General features: G+C 68.0%; 18 protein-coding genes and 2 tRNA genes. 18 read left to right on the top strand and 2 right to left on the bottom strand.

Features of this window, described 5'->3' with window-relative positions:
- The first annotated feature begins 20 nt into the window (after positions 1–20).
- From VFE28_08400 to VFE28_08340, 13 genes are all read left to right on the top strand, one after another.
- Complete coding sequence (locus VFE28_08400; GenBank protein HZM16005.1) at positions 21–1049, top strand: Gfo/Idh/MocA family oxidoreductase; 1029 nt, start codon at positions 21–23, stop codon at positions 1047–1049.
- Positions 1050–1179: 130 nt separating this feature from the next.
- Positions 1180–2388 (top strand): glycosyltransferase, encoded by a 1209-nt coding sequence (locus tag VFE28_08395; GenBank protein ID HZM16004.1) that lies wholly within the window; start codon positions 1180–1182, stop codon positions 2386–2388.
- Positions 2385–3524 carry a glycosyltransferase family 4 protein gene (locus VFE28_08390; GenBank protein ID HZM16003.1) on the top strand — a complete coding sequence of 380 codons (1140 nt, stop codon included), beginning with the start codon at positions 2385–2387 and terminating at the stop codon, positions 3522–3524. The genes VFE28_08395 and VFE28_08390 overlap by 4 nt, the downstream gene beginning before the upstream one ends.
- 70 nt (positions 3525–3594) lie before the next feature.
- Positions 3595–4161: an SPOR domain-containing protein gene (locus VFE28_08385; protein HZM16002.1), complete on the top strand. Its 567-nt coding sequence runs from the start codon at positions 3595–3597 to the stop codon at positions 4159–4161.
- Positions 4162–4184: 23 nt separating this feature from the next.
- Positions 4185–5189: a galactose-1-phosphate uridylyltransferase gene (gene galT / locus VFE28_08380; protein ID HZM16001.1), complete on the top strand. Its 1005-nt coding sequence runs from the start codon at positions 4185–4187 to the stop codon at positions 5187–5189.
- Between the two features lie 75 nt (positions 5190–5264).
- Positions 5265–6749: a glycogen synthase GlgA gene (gene glgA, locus VFE28_08375; GenBank protein ID HZM16000.1), complete on the top strand. Its 1485-nt coding sequence runs from the start codon at positions 5265–5267 to the stop codon at positions 6747–6749.
- Positions 6750–6815: 66 nt separating this feature from the next.
- A tRNA-Gly gene (locus tag VFE28_08370) sits at positions 6816–6891 on the top strand.
- Between the two features lie 25 nt (positions 6892–6916).
- Positions 6917–6990, top strand: a tRNA-Cys gene (locus tag VFE28_08365).
- 729 nt (positions 6991–7719) lie between these two features.
- Complete coding sequence (locus tag VFE28_08360; protein ID HZM15999.1) at positions 7720–7920, top strand: hypothetical protein; 201 nt, start codon at positions 7720–7722, stop codon at positions 7918–7920.
- Between the two features lie 265 nt (positions 7921–8185).
- Entirely contained in the window at positions 8186–9109 is a 924-nt protein-coding gene (locus VFE28_08355; protein ID HZM15998.1) for an ABC transporter ATP-binding protein, read from the top strand.
- The gene (locus VFE28_08350; GenBank protein ID HZM15997.1) at positions 9096–9962 is read left to right on the top strand and encodes an ABC transporter permease subunit; all 867 of its coding nucleotides are present in this window, start codon (positions 9096–9098) and stop codon (positions 9960–9962) included. Before VFE28_08355 ends, VFE28_08350 begins: the two co-directional genes overlap by 14 nt.
- Positions 9962–10882 carry an ABC transporter ATP-binding protein gene (locus VFE28_08345; GenBank protein ID HZM15996.1) on the top strand — a complete coding sequence of 307 codons (921 nt, stop codon included), beginning with the start codon at positions 9962–9964 and terminating at the stop codon, positions 10880–10882. The genes VFE28_08350 and VFE28_08345 overlap by 1 nt, the downstream gene beginning before the upstream one ends.
- Before the next feature lie 13 nt (positions 10883–10895).
- Positions 10896–11717, top strand: a complete 822-nt coding sequence (locus VFE28_08340; protein HZM15995.1) for an ABC transporter permease subunit — start codon at positions 10896–10898, stop codon at positions 11715–11717.
- A 53-nt stretch (positions 11718–11770) separates the two neighbouring features.
- On the opposite strand, the gene VFE28_08335 is transcribed toward VFE28_08340, so the two are convergent.
- Positions 11771–13348: a BamA/TamA family outer membrane protein gene (locus tag VFE28_08335; GenBank protein ID HZM15994.1), complete on the bottom strand. Its 1578-nt coding sequence runs from the start codon at positions 13346–13348 to the stop codon at positions 11771–11773.
- Positions 13349–13542: 194 nt separating this feature from the next.
- On the opposite strand from VFE28_08335, the gene VFE28_08330 reads away from it, so the two are divergent.
- The 5 genes from VFE28_08330 to VFE28_08310 all read left to right on the top strand — a co-directional run bounded on the left by VFE28_08330 (position 13543) and on the right by VFE28_08310 (position 21826).
- Entirely contained in the window at positions 13543–14646 is a 1104-nt protein-coding gene (locus tag VFE28_08330) for an HD domain-containing phosphohydrolase (GenBank protein ID HZM15993.1), read from the top strand.
- A gap of 79 nt (positions 14647–14725) precedes the next feature.
- Positions 14726–16516 (top strand): ABC transporter ATP-binding protein, encoded by a 1791-nt coding sequence (locus tag VFE28_08325; GenBank protein HZM15992.1) that lies wholly within the window; start codon positions 14726–14728, stop codon positions 16514–16516.
- Complete coding sequence (locus VFE28_08320; protein HZM15991.1) at positions 16513–18291, top strand: ABC transporter ATP-binding protein; 1779 nt, start codon at positions 16513–16515, stop codon at positions 18289–18291. Before VFE28_08325 ends, VFE28_08320 begins: the two co-directional genes overlap by 4 nt.
- A gap of 18 nt (positions 18292–18309) precedes the next feature.
- Positions 18310–21075: a UPF0182 family protein gene (locus tag VFE28_08315; protein ID HZM15990.1), complete on the top strand. Its 2766-nt coding sequence runs from the start codon at positions 18310–18312 to the stop codon at positions 21073–21075.
- Positions 21076–21328: 253 nt separating this feature from the next.
- Positions 21329–21826 (top strand): hypothetical protein, encoded by a 498-nt coding sequence (locus VFE28_08310; protein HZM15989.1) that lies wholly within the window; start codon positions 21329–21331, stop codon positions 21824–21826.
- A 124-nt stretch (positions 21827–21950) separates the two neighbouring features.
- Here VFE28_08310 and VFE28_08305 read toward each other — a convergent pair whose 3' ends face one another.
- Positions 21951–22817 (bottom strand): hypothetical protein, encoded by an 867-nt coding sequence (locus VFE28_08305; protein ID HZM15988.1) that lies wholly within the window; start codon positions 22815–22817, stop codon positions 21951–21953.
- Positions 22818–23134: the final 317 nt, after the last annotated feature.

Genomic DNA, 23134 nt, shown 5'->3' with positions numbered 1-23134 from the left:
CGACTCGAGGTGAAGGCAGCGTGCTCCACATCGGCGTCATCGGTTGCGGTTACTGGGGACCCAACCTCATCCGCAACTTCCAGATCCCCCAGCGCTCTCGGGTCACCATGTGCGCCGACCTCGATGCCGGCCGCCTCGAGCACATGCGCGACCTCTACCCGCTGCTCCGCGCCACCCAGGACGCCCGCGAGATCCTCGAGGACCCGCAGATCGGCGCCGTCGCCATCGCCACTCCGGTGTCCACCCACTATGCGATCGCCATGGAAGCCCTGCGTGCGGGCAAGCACGTCTTCGTCGAGAAGCCCCTGGCGCAATCCAGCGAGCAGTGCATGGAAATGGCGGCGGAAGCCAGCCTACGCCGCCGCACCCTGATGGTGGGGCACACCTTCGTGTACACCGCCGCGGTGACGAAGATCCGCGACCTCATCGCCCAGGGCGAGCTGGGGACGATCTACTACCTCAACAGCACCCGGGTGAACCTGGGGGTGTTCCAGCCGGACATCAATGTGATCTGGGACCTGGCCCCCCACGACATCTCGATCATGAACCATATCCTGGGCTGTCGACCCGAGCGCGTCGCCGCCCATGGCAAGAGCTCGGTCCGGCCGGGCATCGAGGACGTGGCCTTCATCGATCTCGAGTATCCGAGCGGCGTCATCGCCAACATCCACGTCAGCTGGCTCGATCCGTGCAAGATCCGCCGCACCACCGTGGTCGGGTCGCGGAAGATGCTGGTGTACGACGACGTCTCGGCGCTGGAGAAGATCCGCGTCTACGACAAGGGCGTGAACGTGCCACCCCATTACGATAACTTCGGCGAATTCTCCCTCAGCTACCGTTTCGGCGACATCTTGACCCCGCGCCTCGACGACTCGGAGCCGCTCAAGGTCGAATGCCGTCACTTCGTCGACTGCATCGAGAGCGGCCAGCACCCGCGCTCCAACTCCGAGGAAGGCCTGGCGGTGGTGCGGGTCCTGGAGGCCGCCTGCGACTCCCTCCACCGCGAGGGCAAGACGGTCGACATCGCCTACCCTGTGCTCGAAACCTGAGCCGCCGCGCCGGGAAGCCTCCCGGCCCCGCGCCACCAAGCAGGACCGGGCCGCGGGGCGCCTATAATGCCCCCTGAGCCCCTGTCGGCAGCGCCGGCACGAAGACGCTGCCGCCGGTTCGATCGTCCTTATGCGCATACTCCTGGCCAACAAGTTCCTGAACCCCCGCGGCGGTGCCGAGCGCGCCGTCCTCGATCTGGGCGCGGCGCTCCAGGCGCGCGGCCATCGGGTGGCGTGGTTCGGCATGCAGCATCCGCAGAATGCCGTCTCGGGCGCCGACGTCGCCTTGGTCCGCCGGCGGGAGTACCGCGGCTCGGGCACGCAACCCCTGCGCGACGGCGCTGCCATGCTCTACTCCTTCGAGGCACGCCGGAAGTTCGCGACGCTGTTGCAACGCAGTCAGGCGCAGGTCGTGCACGTCCACAACATCTACCACCAGCTCACTCCCTCCATCCTCGATGCCGCCGCCGCGGCGGGCGTGCCCGTGGTGATGACCGTGCACGACTACAAGCTCGTCTGCCCGCGCTACGACCTGCTGCGCCACGGGGTGCCCTGCGACGCCTGCATGCACGAGGGTTTCCTCGCTTGCCTGCGCTTTCGTTGTGGTGGCTCCTGGGCGGCGAGCGCCTGGCTCGCCGCGGAAGCGCTCCTGCACCAGGCACGTCGGAGCTACGCCGTGGTGCAGCGCTTCCTGGTGCCGAGCCGTTTCATGCAAGCCATGCTGCAGCGCGGCGGTATCGAGGCAGAGCGCTTGCAGTACCTGCCCAACTTCGCTCCGGCGGTGAGCGCCGGTCCCGAGACCCCGGTGCCGCAGCGCTTCGTTTACGCCGGGCGCCTGAGTCCGGAGAAGGGCTTGCGCACCTTGGTGCGCGCTGCGTCTCGCCTCCCGGCCGGCAGCTTGGTTCTCTGCGGCAGCGGGCCGCTCGAGCCCGAGCTCCGCGAGTTGGCGGCGGCCGCACCGCCAGGCCGCGTGGTGTTCTGCGGTCAGCTCTCGGCGGCGGCGCTCTGGCAAGAAATGCGGGCAGCGAGCTTCGTCGTTCTGCCCTCCGAGTGCCTGGAGAACGCTCCCTTCGCCGTGCTCGAGGCGATGGCGCTCGGACGCGCGGTCTTGGCTTCCCAAGTCGGCGGTGTCCCCGAGCTGGTGCGGCCCGGCGAAACCGGCGAGCTCTTGCCGCCGGGGGATGTCGAGGCCTGGAGGCGTGGCCTAGAGGTGGCGATCGCGCAACCGGAACGCTGGCGGCAGCTGGGCCTCGGCGCACGCCGCGCCGTGGAGCACCGGCACGGTCTGACGCAACACGTCGAGGCTGTGGAGCGCATCTACACGGAGGTTTGCGGGTGAAGGACGAGAGCGAGCCGGGCGCGTCCGAAGCGGCCGCGTTCCGGCCGCTGCGCATCGCCATGCTGGGGAGCAAGGGCATCCCGGCGCAGCATGGTGGAATCGAGAGGCACGTGGAGGAAATCGCGGCGCGCCTCGTGCGTCGCGGCCACACCGTCGACGTCTTCACCCGCGGCCACCATCCGAGCCGCGAGCGCACCTGGGAAGGCGTGCGCTTGCAGCGGCGGCCGAGCCTGAACACCAAGCACCTCGACGCCGCCTCGCACACGGCGCTCTGTGCCCTGGAAGTGGCTCTGCGCCCACGCTACGACATCCTGCACCTGCACGGCATCGGACCAGGCCTCTTCCTCCCCTGGGCGGGCCGGCGCGTGCGCACCGTCTTCACCTACCACGCGCAGGACTGGCGGCAACGCAAGTGGGGAAGGGTGGCGCGCTGGTCGCTCCGGCAAGGGGAGCGCACTGCGCTCCGGCATGCCGACGCCGTCATCGCCGTGTCACGATTGCTGCAGGAATACATCCGGCAGACTTACGGGCGCAGCGCCCATTACATCCCGAACGGTGCCACCTTCCGCGACCAGCCCGGCGATGCGGCGCTGCGGCGCTGGCAGCTCTCGGCGCGAGGCTACTTCCTCTTCGTCGGCCGCATCCTGCCGGACCGCGGCCTGGGTACTTTGCTCGAAGCCTTCACCGCCTTGGACACGCCACAGCGCCTCGTCGTCGTCGGCGATGTGCACGTCTCGCCCGAAGCGATGCAAGCGCTGCAACGCGGGGCCGATGGGCGCGTCGTCTTCACCGGCTATCTGCAGGACGAGCCGCTGCAGCAGCTCTACGCCCATGCCACGGCGCTGGTGCATCCCTCCGAGGTGGAGGGCCTGCCGCTCGCTGTTCTCGAAGCCATGGCGCATGCCCGTCCGGTGGTGGTGAGCGATATCGCCGAGAACCTCGAAGCGGTGGGCTCGACCGGGATCACCTTCCCGGTCGGGAATCCAGACGCTCTCCAGGCGGTTCTGGCGCAGCTCCTGGCCCACCCCGAGCAGGCCGAATCCCTCGGTCTTCAGGCGCGCGCTCGGGTCCTTTCGTCTTACAATTGGGACGACATCGCCGGGGCCACGGAGCGGCTCTACCTCGCTCTCGTTTGAGAAGGCTCCGGCGGCTTCGCGGCTCGGGCGCGCCTACGCCCGGTGCGGCTTCGTTTCCAGGAGGTGTCCGATGGGATGGGGACGTGGGTGGAGCGGGTGGACCCTCGCTTGCGTGTGCGTGAGCCTCGCCGGCTGCGGGTCCTGGACTCTCCGGCAGCACGGGACGACCTCGGCGGCGCCGCCGCCGCAGCCGTCGACGTATTCGTGGCAGCAAGAAGGGCAGTTCCCGGCACCGGCGCCGGTCGCGCCCGCAGCAGCCAGTGCGGACGCGAGCCCGTCGGAGCCCGGACCAACCTATGAGATCCCGCCGACGGCGGGCTTGAGCAGCGACGCGTCGTTCAGCGTCGAGTCGTTGCCGGCGCGGGGCACGGTGGCGACGCCGGCGAACAGCGGCGGTGTGCCGGGGTACCGCATCCAGGTGTTCGCCAGCCGGGCGCGGGAGGCGGCGGAGACGCTGCGCGACGAGCTCACGACCCAAACCCAGAGCCCCGTCTACCTCGACTCCGAGCCGCCCTTCTTCAAGGTCCGCGTCGGGGACTGCGAGAGCGAGGCCGCCTGCCAGGCCTTGCAGGAAGAGTTGCGCGGCGCCGGCTACGCCTCGGCTTTCACCGTACCGGCACGGATCGTCTCTCCCTAGAACGCGAGGCGGACCTCGTTCCTATGCAGGAGATTCGCAAGGACCCCATCCTCGGGCGTTGGGTCATCATCGCCTCCGAACGCAACAACCGCCCCACGGACCTCGCGGTCCACCGCGAACTGCCCGTGGGCGGGGTCTGTCCGTTCTGTTACGGCAGCGAGAGTCACACGCCGCCGGAGGTCCTCGCTTTCCGCCCGGGGCAGCCGTTCCCCAACGCTCCGGGCTGGCAGGTGCGGGTGGTGCCCAACAAGTATCCGGCGCTGCGCATCGAGGGCGAGCTCGGCCGGCGCGCCGTGGGCATGTACGACATGATGAACGCCATCGGCGCCCATGAAGTGGTGATCGAGTCGCCGCTGCACCAGGTGCAGCTCGCCGACCTGCCGCTGGAGCAGGTGACCTGCGTTCTCGATGCCTACGTGCAGCGTGTGCAAGACCTCAAGCAGGACCGACGTTTCCGCTACATCCTCGTCTTCAAGAACCAAGGCGCGGAAGCGGGTGCCACCCTGGAGCATGCACATACCCAGATCATCGCCACGCCGGTGGTGCCGAAGCGGGTCAGCGAGGAGATCGAAGGCGCCCGCCGCCACTTCGACCTGCACGAGCGTTGCGTCTTCTGCGACATTCTGAGCGAAGAGACCCGGGCCGGCGTGCGGATCGTGGCGGAGAACGAGACCTTCGTCGCCCTCGAGCCCTTCGCTTCCCGCTTTCCCTACGAGACCTGGATTCTGCCGCGGGCCCACGCCCCGCACTTCGAATCCCTGAGCCGCCCGGCCCTGGAACGCTTGAGCGAGATCCTGCGCGAGACGCTGCGCCGCCTCGACGTCACCCTGGAGCGCGCCCCCTACAACTACGTCCTGCACACCTCGCCGAGCAACGGCCACGAGGTGGCCGAGTACTACCACTGGCACCTGGAGATCATGCCCAAGCTCACCAAGGTGGCGGGCTTCGAGTGGGGCAGCGATTTCTACATCAATCCGACGCCGCCGGAAGAAGCGGCGCTGGTGCTGCGCCAGGCGCGGGTCGACTGAAGCGCCGCACACCGCCGGGATCGATTTCTTCCCGCGCCACGCCTGGGACGCCAAGGAGGCGAGAGCTTGCCACCCGTGCACCGCGTCGTCCTCGCCGCCGCCGAGGCAGTGCCTTTCGCCAAGACCGGGGGCCTGGGCGATGCCGTCGGCGCCCTGGCGGCGGCTCTTGCCGACACCGGCCTCGAGGTCACCGTGGTGCTGCCGGCGTACGGCAGCATCGGCCCGGAACGACACGGTCTCCGCCGTCTGCCGGGCAGCATGCAGGTGCCGCTCGGTGATCGCGTGGAAAGCTTCTCGCTCCTCGCCGGCAGGTTCCCCGCCACGGCGGCGCTCGTCGTCCTCGTCGAGCACCCGGGCTTCTTCCACCGCGCCGGCATCTACGGCGATCCCGGCACGGGGCAGGAGTACCCCGATGCGGCGGCGCGCTGGATCTTCTTCAGCCGGGCACTGCTCGCCGCGCTGCCGCGGCTCGGCCCGGCGCCCGATGTGCTGCATCTGAACGATCACCACTGCGCCCTGGCAGCTGCCTACCGCGCCGCGGGCGACGACGGCACGCTGGCGCAGACAGCCATCGTTCTCGGCCTCCATAACCTCGGCTACCAGGGCGCGTACGACGCGAGCCAATTCGCCCTCACCGGGCTTCCCGGCGCATTCATGGCACCCTTCGGCCCGGTCGAGTTCTGGGGACGCATGAACACGCTCAAGGCCGGCCTGGTGTTCGCCGACGCCGTGATTACCGTGAGCCCTACGTACGCGCGGGAGATCCAGGAAAGCGCCGAGTACGGCCACGGCCTGGAAGGGGTGCTGCGCAGCCGCGGCGACGCCGTGCACGGGATCCTGAACGGCATCGACGAGCGGATCTGGGACCCAACGCGGGATCCGCACCTGCCCGCGACCTACGGTCTGAATGCTCTCTCCGGCAAGGCCACCTGCAAGCGCACCCTGCAGGAGAAGAGCGGCCTGCCCGTGTCGACGGCGACACCGCTCTTCGGGATGGTGTCGCGGCTGGTGGAGCAAAAAGGCGTGGACTTGCTCCTCGACGGCCTCGACCCGATTCTGGAGCTACCGCTGCAGCTCGTGCTCCTCGGTCGCGGTGACCCCGCCTTCGAGGCGCGGCTGCGGGAGCGCGCCCGGGCCCGGCCCGAACGTCTGGCGGTGCACCTCGACTACGACGACGCCCTGGCGCACTGGATCGAAGCCGGCAGTGATTTCTTCCTCATGCCGTCGCGCTACGAGCCTTGTGGCTTGAATCAGATGTACAGCATGCGCTACGGCACTATTCCCGTGGTCCGCCGCACCGGGGGACTGGCAGACACGGTGCAGGACTGGGACGGGCAGAACGGCACCGGTTTCGTCTTCGCTCCTTACACCGCGCCAGCGCTGCTCGAGAGCGTCCGCCGCGCCTGCCGCGCCTTCCAGAACCCGGCGCATTTGGCGGCCCTGCGTCGCGCCGGCATGCAGCAGGATTTCTCCTGGCGGCGTTCGGCGCGCCGCTATCGCCAGGTCTACGATCTCGCGGCGACGCAGAGGCGGCAGGGACTCGCCGGGAGCCGGCGCTGAACGCCATTCTGGGGCGCCAGGGGCATTGACAGGGATCCCGGGATGGGTAACATCTGGTCCGGTCGAGCGGGAATAGCTCAGTTGGTAGAGCACCACCTTGCCAAGGTGGACGTCGCGGGTTCGAATCCCGTTTCCCGCTCCATCCCTCTCTTCCGCTCCATGGATCCGGCGGCATCGCCAAGTGGTAAGGCAACGGTTTGCAAAACCGTCATCCCCAGTTCGAATCTGGGTGCCGCCTCCATTCTCCTCCCGAGCGCCATGGCGCTCGCCGCTCTCCCTGCCAGCCGCACGTCCTTCCGCACTGCGAGCGTCGCAAGGTTCCCTGCGGTCGAATCTCGTCCGCCGAGCGGTGCCGCTCGCGGCAGCAGGTGGCAGCGCCTCGCAGTGCACGAGGTTTTCCTCCTGCTGTGTTGAGCGCCGTTGCGCATGCGCGAGGCGTGCTCACCGACATCGCAAGAGGCTCGGTGCACCACCGTGTCGTCTGCACAACTCGTTACGAGCTTTGTGGTTATCGACCGCTGCGCCGACGATGCGGTGCGGCGCCGTGGGGCAAACGAAACGCTGCGAGCTGCACAGCGGCGTTCTGAGGCGCGCTCGAGCGGCGCGTACGCGCTGCAGGGCACGCTTCTTGATGTCTGCAGCCCGAGCGTGCGGCCTGCAGCGGCGCTTCGAGACGCTGCAGTACGACGCAGAGATGCACGTAGAGACGCATGTGAGACTCGTTCTAGGACCAGGAGACGCCGAAAAAACGTGCCAGCCGTCAATTTTTTGTTGACGCCATTTTTTCACTCCTCCTATCCTGCGAAGTTGACTGGAAGCGTTGCCCTCGTGCTCACGCTCTCGGTCCTCCATAGGCTGCTCCTCCGCGGGGGAGCAATGCGCGCCGTGAGCACGGCTCGTGGCGGCAACAGGATCGAGACGAGGACGCGAGGAGCGACGATCCTCGTTTAGAGAAAGGTGGTAAGGAACGATGCCAGCAAGGAAGAAGCGCGCCGGTCGCAAGAAGGCTGGACGAAAGAAGGCCGGGCGCAAGAAGGGAACCCGCAAGAAGGGCACCCGCCGCAAGAAGGGTGGCCGCAAGAAGGGGACCCGCAAAAAGGCTGGCCGCAAGAAGGGCCGTCGTAAGGCCCGTCGCAGGAAGACCGCGGCGCCAATGATGCCAGCGATGTAAGTTCTTGCGGTAACGCAAGTTCGGGGCGCTCCACGAGGGGCGCCCCGACTTTTTTCGGGCATTTTTTGGCCCCCATCGGGCCCCGACCTCGCGCCGCGTCTCCACGTGCCCACTGTCTGCCCTGCCGCCGCGGGCGAATGCTTCCGGGCTTGCATCCCACGCAGCGCCATCTCAGGATTCCGCGACGACGGCAACACGGCGTCCGTGTGCCTCGTCCTCTGGACGCATGCGGCGCCGCCGCCGATCGCCACCCGGGAGTGCGAGCATGGGCTTCCACGTCGAGCAGCTGAGCGTGCGCTACGGCCCCCAGTGGGCCTTGCAGGACGTGAGTTTGCGCTTCGACACCGGCGCCCTCGGCTTGCTCGGGCCCAACGGCGCGGGGAAGAGCTCGCTGCTCCGCACGCTCCTCGGCTTCGTCACTCCGGTACAGGGGACGGTACAAGTGCTCGGGCAGCCCATAGGACGCGACGCGTACCTGCTTCGCCGTCGCATCGGCTACCACCCGGAAGACGACGTTCTCATCCCCGGGATGAATGCGGTGGGCTCGGTGGCGCTCTGCGGCCAGTTGGCAGGGTTGAAGCACAGCGACGCACTGCAGCGGGCCCACGAGATCCTCTACTTCGTCGGTTTGGGGGAGGTCCGCTACCGGCAAGCCACCACCTACTCCCAGGGAATGCGGCAACGTCTCAAGCTGGCTCAGGCCCTCGTGCATGACCCAGAGCTCCTCATCCTGGACGAGCCCACCAACGGTCTGGACCCGACGGGAAGGGCGGAGATGCTGAAGCTCATCCGCGATCTGGCCGTCGCCAAAGGCATCCACCTGGTGCTCTCGTCCCATCTCCTCCCGGACGTCGAAGCCGTGTGCGATCAGGTCGTGCTCCTCGATCAAGGGAGGATCCTCGCTTCCGGGCGGATGGAGGACCTGTTGCGCGCCGCGCATGCGGCCTACGAGGTCCGCGTCAAGGGGGAGCGCGAAGCTTTCGAGGCGGCCCTCGTGAGCCGTGGGGGCACCTGTGAGGCGACACCGCGCGGGCTCTTGCTGGTGCAGATCCCCGGACGGGGCGTAAGGCTCCTCTTCGAGGCCGCCCAGGAGAGCCGCTGCCAGATCCGCCAGCTCACGCCGGCGCGGCAATCCCTGGGAGAGATGTTCGCCCACACGGTCGCCGGGAGAACCCATGCCCATCCATGATTTCTCTTATCGGCATTGGGAAGGAGAGCGCTCGGAGCGACCGCCGGCGCTCGTGCTCGGCAGCGCCCAGATCCGCGTCGCCTTGCAGCGGCGCGCCGTGAAGCTGCTCCTCCTCGTCTCCGGCCTCTTCGTCATCGCCTATCTCGGCATCCTCTACGTGGAGACCATGCCCCGTGACGGTCTCCTCGGCTTCTTGCGCAACATCCCTCTGGTGAAGCTGGACGGAAGAACGCTGCAGATCTTCCTCGACCGCCAGCGGCTCCTGCACTACCTGATCTGCCTCGCCGCCGGGGCCGAGGTGATCGCCCTCGATCGGCGCTTCCGTACCCTACAAATCTATCTGGCGCGGCCGCTCCGGGTGCCGGACTACCTGGTGGGAAAGGCGCTGCCGTTGCTGCTCCTCCTCTCGCTCTGCACCTGGGTGCCCGCTCTCTTGCTCCTCGTCCTCAAGAGCGCCACCACGGCCAGCTTCGAATGGTTACGGCAGGAGCCGCATCTTCCTTTTGCCATCGTGGCTTACTCGACTCTGCTCATCCTTTGCCTGACCTCGATCACCCTCGCGGTCTCCAGCCTCACCAGCAGCCCGCGCCTCGCCAGCGGCCAGCTAGTGGCGGTGCTGCTCTTTCCCAGCGCTGCCGGCGACATCCTCGCCGCGCTCACCCACGACGATGCCTGGCAGCTCCTCTCGCTGAACGCGAATCTGGATCAGGTGTGCAGCTGGTTCTTCCGTCGGGAGCTACCCTACGAGCTCTCGCCCTGGGCGACGCTGGCGATGCTGCTCGCTCTCACCGCCGCAGGTATCGCGATCTTGCTGCGGCGCGTGCGCGCCGTCGATGTCGTAGGAGGCTCCTGATGCCGACCCTCGAGGTGCAGGACCTTTCCCGCTGGTACGGCGAGGTCATCGGTCTTTCCGGGGCGAGCTTCGCGCTAGAGCCAGGCGTGACGGGTCTCCTCGGCCCGAACGGCGCCGGCAAGTCGACACTGCTCAAGGTTCTCACCGGCCAGATCCGCCCGAGCCGCGGCGGCGTTCGCATCTTGGGCGAGGTGCCCTGGGGCAATCCGGACCTCTTCCACCGCGTGGGCTATTGTCCCGAGACCGACAGCATCTATCCCGAGCTCGGTGCCCGGGAGTTCATCGCGGCCATGCTGCGCCTCGCGGGCCTCTCCGCCAGCGAGGCGACGCAGAAGGCCGGAGAGGCCCTGACGCGCACCGGACTCGACCCGGAGCTCCGCAAGCCCATGGCGGCATTCTCCAAAGGCATGCGGCAACGCACCAAGCTGGCGCAGGCGCTGGCGCTCGCGCCGGAAATCCTCCTCCTCGACGAGCCGCTCAACGGCATGGATCCCGTGGGGCGGAAGGAGACCATCGACCTCGTCGTGCAGCTCGGAAGGGAAGGGCACACGGTGCTGGTCTCGAGCCACATCCTGCACGAGGTGGAGCAGATGACGCCGCACATCCTCCTCCTGCACCAGGGCCGCGTCCTCGCCCATGGGGACGTGCACGAGATCCGCGACCTCATCGAGGACCGGGCCCGCAGCGTCCGGCTCCGTTGCCGGGAACCCCATCGCTTGGCGGGACGCCTGATGGAGATGGGAGCCGTGAGCGGGATCCGCTTCACCGACGAGCCCGATGTCCTCGTGGTCGAGACCGGGCACGCCGATCTGTTCTTCGCCCGCCTGACTCAGCTCGGGCTCGAGGACGGCCTCGGCATCGAAGAAGTGCAGCCCCTCGACGACGACCTGCACTCGGTCTTCGAGTACCTGGTGCGCTGAAGGGGAAGGTGTGATGGCAGCGCTCGCAGCAGGGTTCGGCGGCATACGGCCGCGCTGGATCGATCTCCGCGCCGCCACCGGCTTCGAGTGGCGACTCTTCTGGCGTCGCCGGCGCCTGCGCGGCACCGCGCTCCTCGCGGCGTTGCCCGTGCTCCTCGCCCTCTTGATTGCTCTGCTCAAGACCGTGAACCTCGAGTGGCTGCAGCCGATCCTGCCGCGGGGCGTGGACATCCTGCCGCTCTTCTTCGTCGTCGCCTATCTGCGTGTGCTCCTGGTCGTGCTGCCGCTGCTGCTCGGTGCCAGCCTGGTGGCGCGTGAGGTGGAGGCGGGAACGTTGGCCTATCTCCTCGTCCGGCCTCTCTCGCGCGCTTCGCTCCTTCTCGGCAAATGCCTGGGGGCCTGGCTCGTCGCCAGCGTTCTCCTCGGCGTTTCCTTCCTGCTCGCTGCGCTGCTCCTCCTCGGCGCCGATGGCTTTGCCGAGGCTGGGCCGAGCCTGCGACAGCTGCCCTCCTACCTCGTCTCGCTCTGGCTCGGCAGCCTGGCCTATGGCGCCATCTTCACCCTCGTCGGCCTCACCTCGCGCCGGCCCGGCCTCGTCGGCTTGTTCCTGGCCTTCGGCTGGGAATCGGCGATCCCTTACCTGCCGGGCCTCATTCGCAGCTTCACCGTCCGCTATCACCTGGTGGCGCTCGTGCCCGATGCCGGCCTACCCCTCGGCGCGCTCGGCGCACTGGCGGCGCCGTCGGTGCCGTCCGCCCTGCTCTGGCTCGTCGCCGGCAGCGCCGTGCTGCTCACCCTCTCGATCTTCATCTTCTCGCAGCGCGATTACCCTTGATGCACCGGTGACACGGGGGCCGGAGCGCGGGCGCGCTGGCCGTAGGCATGGTCTCAGCGGTACAGGCTGGGTTCGGGGAATTCGAAGCTGCGGGCCGCACGGAAAAAGCTGCCGCTGGCCACCGAGACCTCGAAGGAATCGCGGCCAAAGGCGAAATCCAGACGAAATACGCTGGCCCCCGACTTGGGATTGCCGATCCTGAGACCGGCACCGCCACCGAGGTGCGTGCCCGCCAGCCGGAAGGGCTCGTCGATCTCCCAGGCCTGCGCCGCGTCCACGAAGACGGCGGCGCCGAAGCCCAGGAAGAGAAAGCGGACCGGCGTGAACACCCGGTGCTCCAGATGGGCGTAGCAGAGGCGCGTTCCGGTGTCGAAGCGCGCCGGATAGCCGCGCACCTGGTTGTCGCCACCGATGGCGAAGCGCAGGTATTCGGGTTCGCGGAGCAGCGCGGCGGCGCCGAGGTTCCAGGCCAGGCTCTGCCGTGGCGGCCACTGCTGGAAGCCGTAGAGATCGAGCTCGATGCGGCCGTTCTCGATCTCGCCAGCGTCGTAGAAGCTGTGGTGGCGGAACTGTAGGCCGAGGAGACCGCGGTCACCGAGGAAGCGGGCGTAGGTGGCATCCAGGCGCCAGAGCGGCCGGTCGTCATCGGCTCCGAGAGCGCGGAGATCGGCGCCGGCGCCGGCTTGCACGCTCCAACCGCTGGCGATGTCCTCGCTGGTGCCGTAGCGATCCACGTTCCGGACCTGCCGGAAGCGACGCTGCATCGCCCCCCAGCACAGGCCCACCGCCGCCTGGTGCGCGTCCAGCACGCGGCTCACATCACGGCGGGAGTAGAGCAGGCCGAGACGGGTGCGCACCTCGCCGTGCGCGTGCCCGGCACCGAAGCCCTCGGCGATGCTCTCGTCCAGATCCAAGGTGTCCGCCAGGGCGCCGTCGAAAAAGAAGCGCCGGTCGCCGTGGATGGAGCGAAAGCGGAGATCCGCCGTCCAGTGCACGAGCTCGGAGAAATAGGGGCGCACCAAGGTCGCCTCGTTGGCCACCACGAGGTCGTCGCTGCCGTAGCCATAGGCCGCATTCCAGCGGCTGCCGAAGAGCCGGCGCTCGCCCGCGAAGAGCTGCAACGCATCCACGTCGTTGGAGGCCACCACGTTGCCGCCGAAGACGCTGCCGCGGCCGAGGAAGTTGATGTTCTCCAGCCCCAGCCGCACACGGTAGATATCTCCTTCCTTGGCGACGTCCGCGAGCACCCGCATGGACCACCGATCCTCGGTGTGCACGAGGAGGCGCACACCGCCTTCCACCGCCTCGGCTTCGATGCGGACATCCTGGAAGATCCCGAGGGCGCGGAGGTTGCGCTCGCTCTCTGCGACGAGCAGGGGATCGAAGGCGGAACCCTGACTGCAGAGGAGTTCGCGGCGGATGACGCCCTCGCGGGTGCGGATGTGCAGCGCGTTCACCCAGCGAAAAGGCCAGTGGTTCTCTTCCGGGCGCGTCGTGTCGAAGACTTCACCGGCTTCGATTGCGACGGCAACGACCGGCAGGCCCCGCCAGCTTTCCCAGCGAGCTTCTCGACTCCACGCAGCCGGCGCCGCGGCGCAGAGAAGCGCAGCGATGCACAGGCACAGGCGCACGCTACCTCCAGACGAACGCAGCTCGAGACTCACGGTCCAAGGGTGTCTCGGCCGCGAAGAAACAGCATCCCGGGCCGCCAACCTTCCAGCCTGGCGCCTTATTTGCACAGTCTTTGCCGTTCGCCCCGGATGCCGAGTGGGCCTGCCGGCGACGCGTGATCCACGCGGCGACGGCAGGGCGAGAAGGAGATCCGGTGAAGACCGAGACCCGCACCAGCCGCGCCACCCTCCCGACGCTCAAAGACGATCCTGCCCTCCGCGTGGCGCAGGACCTGGGAATCTCTCTCGAACTCTGGAATGCCCCCGGCCACCACGGTGTTCGCCTCCTCCTCGGTCCCGTCTGCGCTCTCTGCGAGCGTGAGGACGTCCGCACCTTCGACCGCTGCCGGAAGCGCCGTGCCTACCTCACGCGACCCGAGGTCGATCTGCCGGCGCAGCTGGCCGAGAAGTGTCCGCGCAAAGTGCGCCTGGCGCGCAGCGCGCCAAACGGCTCGGACACCGGTCCCACGCTCTTCGCCTTCGGCTACGCCGCCGCCGAACCGTCGAACGACACGGACACAGCGATCCAGGCCTTCCTCCACGACCTGCGCGGACACCTGGCCTCGGGCCGCGACAATCCGGAGACCGCGCGCGGGGAAGGGGAGCACAGCGAGATTCTCGCCCTCTTCGAAGCGGCGCGCGGCAAGCTTCCGTGGCTCGCCCCGGCGGTGGCGCCCGCCGATGCCCGCACCGCCGAGCTCGTCGCTGCCTTGGTCACCGGCCTCGAGAGCAGGCGCCCGGCGCAGCGAGGCCACGCACTCCGCGTGCGGCTCCTGGCGCTCCTCCTCGGCCGCGAGCTCGCTCTCCCCACGGGCGAGTTGGAAGCGCTGCACTGGGCCGCACTGCTGCACGGTGCGGGAGCGCTCGGCAGCGCCGGTCCTACGGATGGCGAGGTCTGCGCGCTCGATGCCGCGGGCGGTTCGAGCGTGGAGGAACGCATCGAGGCCACCTGGCGAAGTCTGCACGATCCTTCGGGCTGCGAGGGCATGCAGGCGATCCTCCGGCACCAGCGCGACCGCTGGAAGGAGCCCGGCGAGGTCCCCCTCGGCGCCCGCTGCCTCGCCGTCGCCGACGCCCTCGACATCCTTCTCGCCGCCGATCCGCCCCGCCGCCCGCGCACGCTCCGCACCGCCATCGCCGCCCTCGCCGCGTCCGCCGCCGGCCGCTTCGATCCGGCCGTGCTCGAGGCACTCCGGCGCTTGCAACCCTGGCTCGAGCGACACGCCTGGATCTTCCTCCTGCAGCGGCGAGGCCTCTGAAAAGCGACTCGACCCCGCTCTCCCCCGACCGCGGACCAGAACCCCGGCACGCGTGCTACGATACGGCTCGCTGCCGGAGGTGAGAACAATCCGCGCCTTCTCCACCCTGAAACCCTACCTCGCGCGGCACCGGCGCACCTTTCTGTTCGGTTCGGTGTGGATCGTCTGCACCGCCGGCATCGGCCAGGTGATTCCCTGGCTTCTCGGTGCGGCGGTGGACGTGCTGCGCGACGCGGCGCGCCACCATCTCCTCGGCCCCTACTGCCTGGTCATCGTCGCCGCTTCCTTCGTGCAGGGCTACTTCCGTTTCCGCATGCGCCGCGACCTCATCGGCGCCTCGCGCCACATCGAGTACGAGCTGCGCCAGGATCTCTTCGCCCACCTCCTCCGCCTGCCGCCGCGTTTCTACGACCGCTCCCGCACCGGTGACCTGATGACCCGGGCGAGCTCGGATCTCGAGGCGGTACGGTCGGTTGTGGGACCAGCCTTCATGTACAGCGCGAACACCTTCATCACCGTGACCTCGAGCTTGGTCCTCATGAGCCTCATCGACGTCCGGCTCACCCTCTTCGCCATCTTGCCCATGGCCACCCTCGCCATCGTCGTCCGCACCCTCGGGAGGAAGGTGCACGAGCGCACCCTCTACGCCCAGGATCAGGAGTCGCGCCTCTCGGCGCGGGTGCAGGAGACGCTGGCCGGGATCCGGGTGGTGCAGTCCTATGCCCAGGAAGAGAGCGAGCTCGAGAGCTTTCAGGTCGAGGCACGCGAGCTCGTCCACCGCAACCTGAAGCTGGTGCGTGCCTGGGGACTCTTCTTTCCCTCCATGGCGCTCATCGTCGGCGCCGGCGCCATCCTCACCCTCTGGATCGGCGGCCAGCAGATCGTGCGCAACGCCATCACGGTGGGGGAGTTCGTCGCCTTCAACGCCTACCTCGGCCGTCTCACCTGGCCCATGATCTCCATCGGCTGGGTGATGAACCTGGTGGAACGCGGCGCCGCGAGCATGAGCCGCATCAACTTCCTCCTGCAGCAGCCGCCGGCGAGCAGCACCGACGGCGCCCTGCCGCCCGAGGTGCCCATGCGCGGCGAGATCGCGCTGGAGCAGGTGAGCTTCGCCTACGTCGACGGTACGCCGGTGCTGTGCGAGATCGACCTGCACGTGCGCGCCGGGGAGACCGTCGCCCTCGTCGGTCCCACCGGAGCCGGCAAGAGCACGCTGCTCGCGCTCGTGGCGCGTCTCTACGAAACGGAGCAGGGCGTGGTCCGGGTCGACGGCCACGACGTGCGCCGCTTGCCGGCTGCCTGGCTGCGCCAGGGCATCGGCATGGTGCCGCAGGAAACCTTCCTCTTCAGCGATACGCTGCGCGCCAACATCGCCTTCGGTGTGGCGGACGGCGCGCCGCAGGACGGGCGCGGCGACCTCGCCACGCGCCTGACCGCGGCAGCCGACGTCGCCCAGCTCAGCGAGGCGGTGCAACGCTTCCCGCAGGGCCTCGAGACCATCCTCGGCGAACGCGGCATCACCCTGTCCGGCGGCCAGAAGCAGCGCACCGCCATCGCCCGGGCGCTGCTCCGCGATCCGGCGATCCTGCTCCTCGACGACTGCCTCTCCAGCGTGGACACCGACACGGAAGAGCGTATCCTGGCCCAGCTGCGCGACATCATGCGGAGCCGTACCACCCTCGTGGTGGCGCACCGCGTTTCCACCGTACGCAGCGCCGATCGGGTCGTCGTCCTCGACGAGGGGCGCATCGTCGAGCAGGGGACGCACGAGGAGCTCCTGCAGCGCGGCGGTTACTACGCCCGGCTGGTGCGGAAGCAGATGCTGCGGGAAGAGCTCGAGCAGGATCTGCAGGAGGAGAATCGGTGAGCGGGGAACCGCAGGAAGAGGACGGCGCCGGGCGCCCCTTCGATCGCGTCCTGGCGCGGCGGCTGCTCGCGCACCTGCGCCCCTACGCCCGCTGGGTGTGGCTTGCGGTGCTGCTGCTTTTCTGCAACTCGCTGCTGCAGCTCGTCGGGCCCTACCTCACCAAGATCGCCATCGACGACCACATCCGCGTCGGCGACCTGCATGGCCTCGGGCGTCTGGCGCTCCTCTACCTCGGCGTCGTCCTCCTGGACTTCACCTTGGAGTACGCCCAGTTCTACGTCATGCAGTGGGTGGGGCAGCAGATCATGTTCGATCTGCGCAGCCGCATCATGCGCCACCTCGTCCGCCTCGAGCTCGGCTTCTACGACCACAACCCCGTGGGCCGGCTGATGACCCGCGTCATGGGAGACGTGGGGACGCTGCACGAGCTCTTCACCACCGGTGTGGTGGCCATCTTCGGCGATTTCCTCACCCTCGTCGGCATCGTCATCGCCATGTTCCTCCTGGACTGGCGGCTGGCGCTCGTCGCCAACCTAGTGCTGCCGGCGCTCTTCCTCATCAGCCTTCTCTTCCGGGCCCGGGTGCGGACCTCGTACCGCATCGTCCGTGGTCGGGTGGCGGCGATGAATGCCTTCCTGCAGGAGCACCTGACGGGAATGCGGGTGGTGCAGCTCTTCGGTCGCGAGGGCGCGAGCCTGCAGAAGTTCGCCGGCCTCAACGGCGCGCACCGGGAGGCGCACCTGCGCACCATCCTCTACTACGCGCTCTTCTATCCGGCGGTGGAACTCGTTTCGGCGGCAGCGACTGCCCTCATCGTCTGGTACGGCGGTGGAAGGGTGGTGCAGAACTCCTTGGAACTGGGCGTTCTCGTCGCTTTCCTGCAGTACGCGGAGCGCTTCTTCCGCCCCATCAGCGACCTGGCGGAGAAGTACAACACCTTCCAGTCCGCCATGGCGTCGTCAGAGCGGCTCTTCCGCCTCCTGGACCGGGAGCCGCGCCTGCAGAGCCCGCCTTCGGCGCGGCGTCTCGAACGCGCCCGCGGCCACGTGGTCTTCGACGACGTCCACTTCGAGTACAAGCCGGGGGAGCCGGTGCTCGAAGGACTCTCCTTCGAGGTGCAGCCCGGGGAGCGCGTCGCCGTCGTCGGCGCCACCGGTGCCGGCAAAACTTCGGTCCTCTCCGTCCTCACCCGCCTCTACGACATCCAGCGCGGCCGCATCCTGCTGGACGGCATCGACGTCCGCAGCCTCGACCTCACCGACCTACGCCGCCAGGTGGGAGTCGTGCTGCAGGATCCCTTCCTCTTCGCCGGCAGCATCGAGAGCAACATCCGCCTCGGGGAAGCGCGCATCACGAGCGAGCAGGTGCAGGAAGCGGCGCGTCTCGTCCACGCCGAGCGCTTCATCGCCAAGCTGCCCGAGGGCTACACCACCGAGGTGAGCGAACGGGGCTCCACCCTCTCCGTCGGCCAGCGCCAGCTCCTGGCGCTGGCGCGGGTGCTGGCGTTCGATCCCGCCGTCCTCGTCCTCGACGAAGCGACTTCGAGCGTCGACACGGAGACGGAGCTCGAGATCCGCGACGCCGTGCACCGCGTGCTCGCCGGACGCACCTCGCTCGTGGTGGCGCACCGGCTCTCCACCATCCAGGACTGCGACCGCATCCTGGTGCTGCACCGCGGCCGCCTGCGCGAAGCAGGTTCCCACGCCGAGCTGCTGCGTGCAGGCGGCATCTACGCCCGGCTCTACGAGCTGCAGTTCCGCGACCAAGCGGCCTGAACCCCTGGAGGTCCCCTGGTGGTGTTGCCTAGGCTTCCCCGCGCCCGGCGGCGCCGTATCGGCCCCTGGATCGCTGGATTCTTCCTGCTCGTCGTCGTGGCCCGACTCGGCGCCGCGCTTTGGGTGGAGAACCTCTGGTTCGGAGAGCTCGGCTACGCCGACGTCTTCCGTACCCGCCTCGGGAACCAGATCCTCCTCGGGCTGGTGGGTTGGGTCTTGGCCTTCCCGCCGCTCCTCTTCTCTTTTCGGGCCGCGCTGCGGCGCAGCCCTTCTCTCGGCCTCGGCCCCCGAGCGCAAGTGGATCTCGTCATGCTCCGCCTCGAACAGCGGCTGCCTCTGCTCGTGGGCGCGGTGGCCGCGGCCCTCGCCTTGGGGCTCGCCGCCTCGCTTGCTCGCCAGTGGCTCGTGTTGCAGACCTTCCTGCACCGCCAGCCGTACGGCCTCACCGACCCTATTTTCAGCCGCGATCTCGGCTTCCACCTCTTCACGCTGCCCGCCTTCCGGACGATCCACGGCTGGCTGCTCCTCGTCACCATCCTCACCGGCCTAGGAACGCTGGTGGTCTACGGCGTGCGGGGCGGTCTCGTGGATGCGCGCGGCCCGACGCGAGCGGCACGTACACACCTCGGCTGGATCGCGGCTCTTTTCCTCGGCCTCCTCTCCTTCCACTTCGTGCTCGCTCAGTACGACATCCTGCATTCGCGCCAGGGGGCCGTTTACGGCGCTTGCTACACCGATGCCAAGGCCGGCCTTCTCGGTCTGCGCCTCATGGTGGGGGTGACGCTCGCCGGCGCCGGGATCCTGCTCGCTGGTGTTCTCCGCGGCCGCTGGCTCTATATCGCGGCCGGCCCGGCAGCGGTGGCGGCGGCGTACGTGCTCAGCGCCGTCATCGTGCCGTCGGCGGTGCAGAAGCTCGTCGTCGAACCGAACGAGCTGATGCGGGAACGGCCCTACATCGAGAACGCGTTGCGCTTTACCCGCGAGGCCTACGGCCTCGAGGACATCGAGTCGCGCCCCTTCCAGATCGTCGCCGGCACTCCTGCGGATATCCTGCAGGGGCACGAGCCGACGCTGGAGAACGTGCGTCTCTGGGACTGGCGGCCGCTGCTCGCCACCTACCGGCAGATCCAGGAGATCCGCCCCTATTACAACTTCGGCGACGTGGACGTGGACCGTTACCAGATCGGCGGCCGGCAACGGCAGGTCATGCTCTCGGCGCGCGAGCTGGCCTATGACCAGCTGAACGAAGACGCTCGCACCTGGGTGAACCTGCACCTCAAGTACACCCACGGCTACGGGCTCTGCATGAGCCCGGTGAACGAGATCAGCGGCGAGGGCCTGCCGTCGCTCTACATCCGCGACATCCCTCCGGTCTCGGTGGTGGAGATCCAGGTGACGCGCCCGGAGATCTACTACGGCGAGCAGACGACGGAGTTCGTGCTCACCGGAACGACGGAGGACGAGTTCGACTACCCGGCAGGGGAGGCGAATCAGTTCGTGCGCTACAGCGGCGAGGGTGGCATTCGGCTCGGCTCCTTCGCCCGCCGGCTCCTCCTCGCCTGGCACCTGCGCTCCCGGGAGCTGCTCTTCACCGGGGCGATCCAGCCGGAGAGCCGTGTCCTCCTCTACCGGACCCTCGACGCCCGCCTGCGGCGGCTGGCGCCCTTCCTGCGCTACGACCGCGATCCCTACCTCGTCATCCACGACGGGCGGCTCTTCTGGGTGATCGACGCCTACACGGTGAGCGATCGCTTCCCGTACTCGCAGCCCCACGGCGGGATCAACTACATCCGCAACGCGGTCAAGGTGGTGGTCGACGCCTACCACGGCACGACGACCTTCTACATCGCCGACGCGAAAGATCCCTTGCTGGCCGTCTACCGCGCCGTGTTCCCGAGCCTCTTCCGGCCGCTCGCCGACCTGCCGGACGGGATCCGCGCACACCTCCGCTACCCCGTCGATCTCTTCCGCGTGCAGGCCGAGACCTTCGCCACCTTCCACATGGAAGATCCCCAGGTCTTCTACAACCGCGAAGACCTGTGGCAGATCCCCATCGAGAGCTTCGAAGGCCGGGAGATCGTCATGGAGCCGTACTACACGATCATGCGTCTGCCTGGCGGCGACGCTGCCGAAATGATCCTCATGTTGCCCTTCACGCCGTCCCGCAAGGACAACATGATCGCCTGGCTGGCGGCGCGCTGCGACGGCGAGGCCCTGGGCCGGCGGGTGGTCTTCCAGTTCCCGAAACAGGAGCTCGTCTACGGCCCGCGCCAGATCGAAGCCCGCATCGACCAGGATGCAGACATCTCCCAGCAGCTGACGTTGTGGAGCCAGCGCGGCTCCAACGTCATCCGTGGCAACCTCCTCGTCATCCCCCTCGGGGGCTCGGTGCTCTACGTGGAGCCGCTCTACCTGCGGGCTGAGAGCGGGGCGCTACCGGAGCTGAAGCGCGTCATCGTCGCCCTCGGCAACCGCATCGCCATGGACGTGAGTCTGGAAACTGCGCTCGCCCGCGTCCTGGGTGCCCAGGTGAGCGCTCTCCCGGCGGCGGCCCGCGGCGGTGTGCCAGCGGCTGGGGCAGGGGCCTCGACGTCTGTGCTCACTGCAGATGGGCGCGCTGTGGCGGGGAAGGGGTTGGAGCTCCTGCGCGAAGCCGAGACAGCATCCAGGGCCGGGGACTGGGCTGCTTACGGGAAGGCCTTGGAACGCTTGAGGCAGCACCTGGAACAACAAGCCGCTGCACAACCACCGGCGGCCTCACCACCACGAGCCACATCACCTTGAAGGAGCGTCAAATAACCTTGCGCGACGGCAACAACGCACGAGGGGTTCGAGCCGATTGACCCCGCCTCTCGCCGCACCGCGCTGCCCGCTCGTCCCGTCGGGGGACGCCGGATTGACTGCAGCCTCCCATGACAGGTAAGCTCATTGGAGCGAGAGACCAACGAGGTCGTACTTGGTGACATCCCATTCTTCACGGTTCGCGCCATCTCTGGCTGCTGTGTTGCTCCTTTGCCATGCCGGCGTCGCCGCGGCAATGACTCCTTGGATCCGGGCTGGCGTCACCCGCGTCGATGGCGGCACGGTGCACGTCTCCCTCGAAGTGCACGCACCATCGTGGATCGGAGCGGTTCCCGTGCCGCAAGGGGACGTCGTGGCCAGCGTTTCCATCTTCGCCGTGCGGGGCAACTTCGGTGCGGCCACGAATCTGGTACCGCCCGGCCACCATCGCGTTCTCGAGATTGAAAACGGCGACATCGTCTGGGGCGCCGACTGGCTGGCTCCGGCCCTGGACACGGGTTTCGACCTCACCGCCGAATCGTCCGCCCTCTACCTGGACTACCGCTGCACCATCGACTACTACGTGCACACGGAATCCCTGTGGGACCGCTTCGAACTCCTCACCACCGAGACTTCCTCCGGGATCCTCCAGGCCGCCATGCCGGCCACGCTCGGCCAGACCATCTGGCTCCGCGACGGCACCGTCCCCGCCACCGCCCAAACCTGGGGCGGCGTCAAGGCCCTGTTCCGCTAGTCCGCTCACTCTTCGATGGATGCCTGCATAGCCCGAGAACGCCGGGCTGCATGGGTGAGGGAATCAAACACAGGTTGCGTCGCCTCGCCATGCTCGTTGCAGTGAACGCTCCCATGAGGAGGACTCACGGCTTCGTTCCACCGAGATAAATGCTTTCCTTCCCGTTGTGGTCGAGGCGACGGACGCGCACCTCATTGGACGAGTCGTACTCGAGCAGCCAAAGATTGCCCTCGCGGTCGAACATGCCGCCCGAAGGCGACCAGGGCTCACCCGAACGCGCCACGACTTCTCTCTTGCCGTCGGAGTCGACTCGGAGAACGAGCCGCTCGCGAGCGACAGCCACGTAGATCGACCCTTCCTTGTCCAGCCACAATCCCATGTGGTAGTGCCGCTCCGAGACGCTCGCGGGCGGCGGCTTGTGTGCACTGAGCTTGGTGGCAACCGTGGTGACTTCGCCCGCCGGGGAAACCCGGCGCAGGTCGCCGGCGTCGATCAAGAAAAGAGTGCCATCGGCAGTCACGGTCATGCGCTCGACGTCGCGGAAATCGGCTGCGGCATGCGTGACGGTTTTTCCGTCGGGCGAGCGTGTCTTGATGATGGGCTTCTCGCCCACCTCGGCCCAGTACATGTTGCCAGCTCGATCGCGGACAAAGCTGTAACCTTGGGGGACGCCTGCGCGCGCGGGAATCTCGCCTTGCAGCGTGCGCCCCTTCAAAGACCATACCTTGTGATGCCACTGGCTGCCGTCATACCAGAGATGCTCGCCATACAACTTGTCCTCTGCATCGAGGTACAGCTCGTGCGTGTGTACGTCGCGCACAGCCACTGAGAGGCTGCCGTCGAGGGCGATCTTCCAGACCTGCTTCAGGTCGGTGAAGAAGACGTTGCCGTGGCTGTCCTGCACGATGCCGATACCGGGATGGGCCGCCGCCGGGCACGCCCACAACAGAACGAAGATGCCGACAATACGCCTTCGCATGAGGCGCAGCATGCTCAGCGCCTTTTCTGCCGGGTACAAGCCCGAAGCGCGCGCAGAGGTTTGCATCAAACACATCCCAGGGCTTGACTCAGCTTAGAATGGGGAGGAGCTGAACGGCAAGCACGCGACTGCACGCCCCCAGCGGGTGCGATCGCCAACTCTTCGATATCCAAAAGTGGGGGGACGGCTGGTGCCGGAGGAGGGACTCGAACCCTCACGAGGTTTAGGCCTCGACGGATTTTGAATCTGCACCGCTCCACGCCACTGCGCAACAACGAGCCGCATACTCCACTATTCTCCAGAGGCTTACACGCGCGCCTCGCGCAAGC

It is taken from the genome of Candidatus Krumholzibacteriia bacterium, assembly GCA_035649275.1.
In the GTDB taxonomy this organism is placed as follows: Bacteria; Krumholzibacteriota; Krumholzibacteriia.
This window is presented reverse-complemented; position numbering and strand designations above follow the sequence as displayed.

What these genes read in the sequence shown, in the direction of transcription:
- VFE28_08395 (HZM16004.1), top strand. Translation starts at nt 1,180, where the DNA reads ATGCGCATACTCCTGGCCAACAAGTTCCTGAACCCCCGCGGCGGTGCC.
- VFE28_08385 (HZM16002.1), top strand. Translation starts at nt 3,595, where the DNA reads ATGGGATGGGGACGTGGGTGGAGCGGGTGGACCCTCGCTTGCGTGTGC.
- galT (HZM16001.1), top strand. Translation starts at nt 4,185, where the DNA reads ATGCAGGAGATTCGCAAGGACCCCATCCTCGGGCGTTGGGTCATCATC.
- VFE28_08360 (HZM15999.1), top strand. Translation starts at nt 7,720, where the DNA reads ATGCCAGCAAGGAAGAAGCGCGCCGGTCGCAAGAAGGCTGGACGAAAG.
- VFE28_08355 (HZM15998.1), top strand. Translation starts at nt 8,186, where the DNA reads ATGGGCTTCCACGTCGAGCAGCTGAGCGTGCGCTACGGCCCCCAGTGG.
- VFE28_08350 (HZM15997.1), top strand. Translation starts at nt 9,096, where the DNA reads ATGCCCATCCATGATTTCTCTTATCGGCATTGGGAAGGAGAGCGCTCG.
- VFE28_08345 (HZM15996.1), top strand. Translation starts at nt 9,962, where the DNA reads ATGCCGACCCTCGAGGTGCAGGACCTTTCCCGCTGGTACGGCGAGGTC.
- VFE28_08340 (HZM15995.1), top strand. Translation starts at nt 10,896, where the DNA reads ATGGCAGCGCTCGCAGCAGGGTTCGGCGGCATACGGCCGCGCTGGATC.
- VFE28_08310 (HZM15989.1), top strand. Translation starts at nt 21,329, where the DNA reads ATGACTCCTTGGATCCGGGCTGGCGTCACCCGCGTCGATGGCGGCACG.
- VFE28_08305 (HZM15988.1), bottom strand. Translation starts at nt 22,817, where the DNA reads ATGCTGCGCCTCATGCGAAGGCGTATTGTCGGCATCTTCGTTCTGTTG.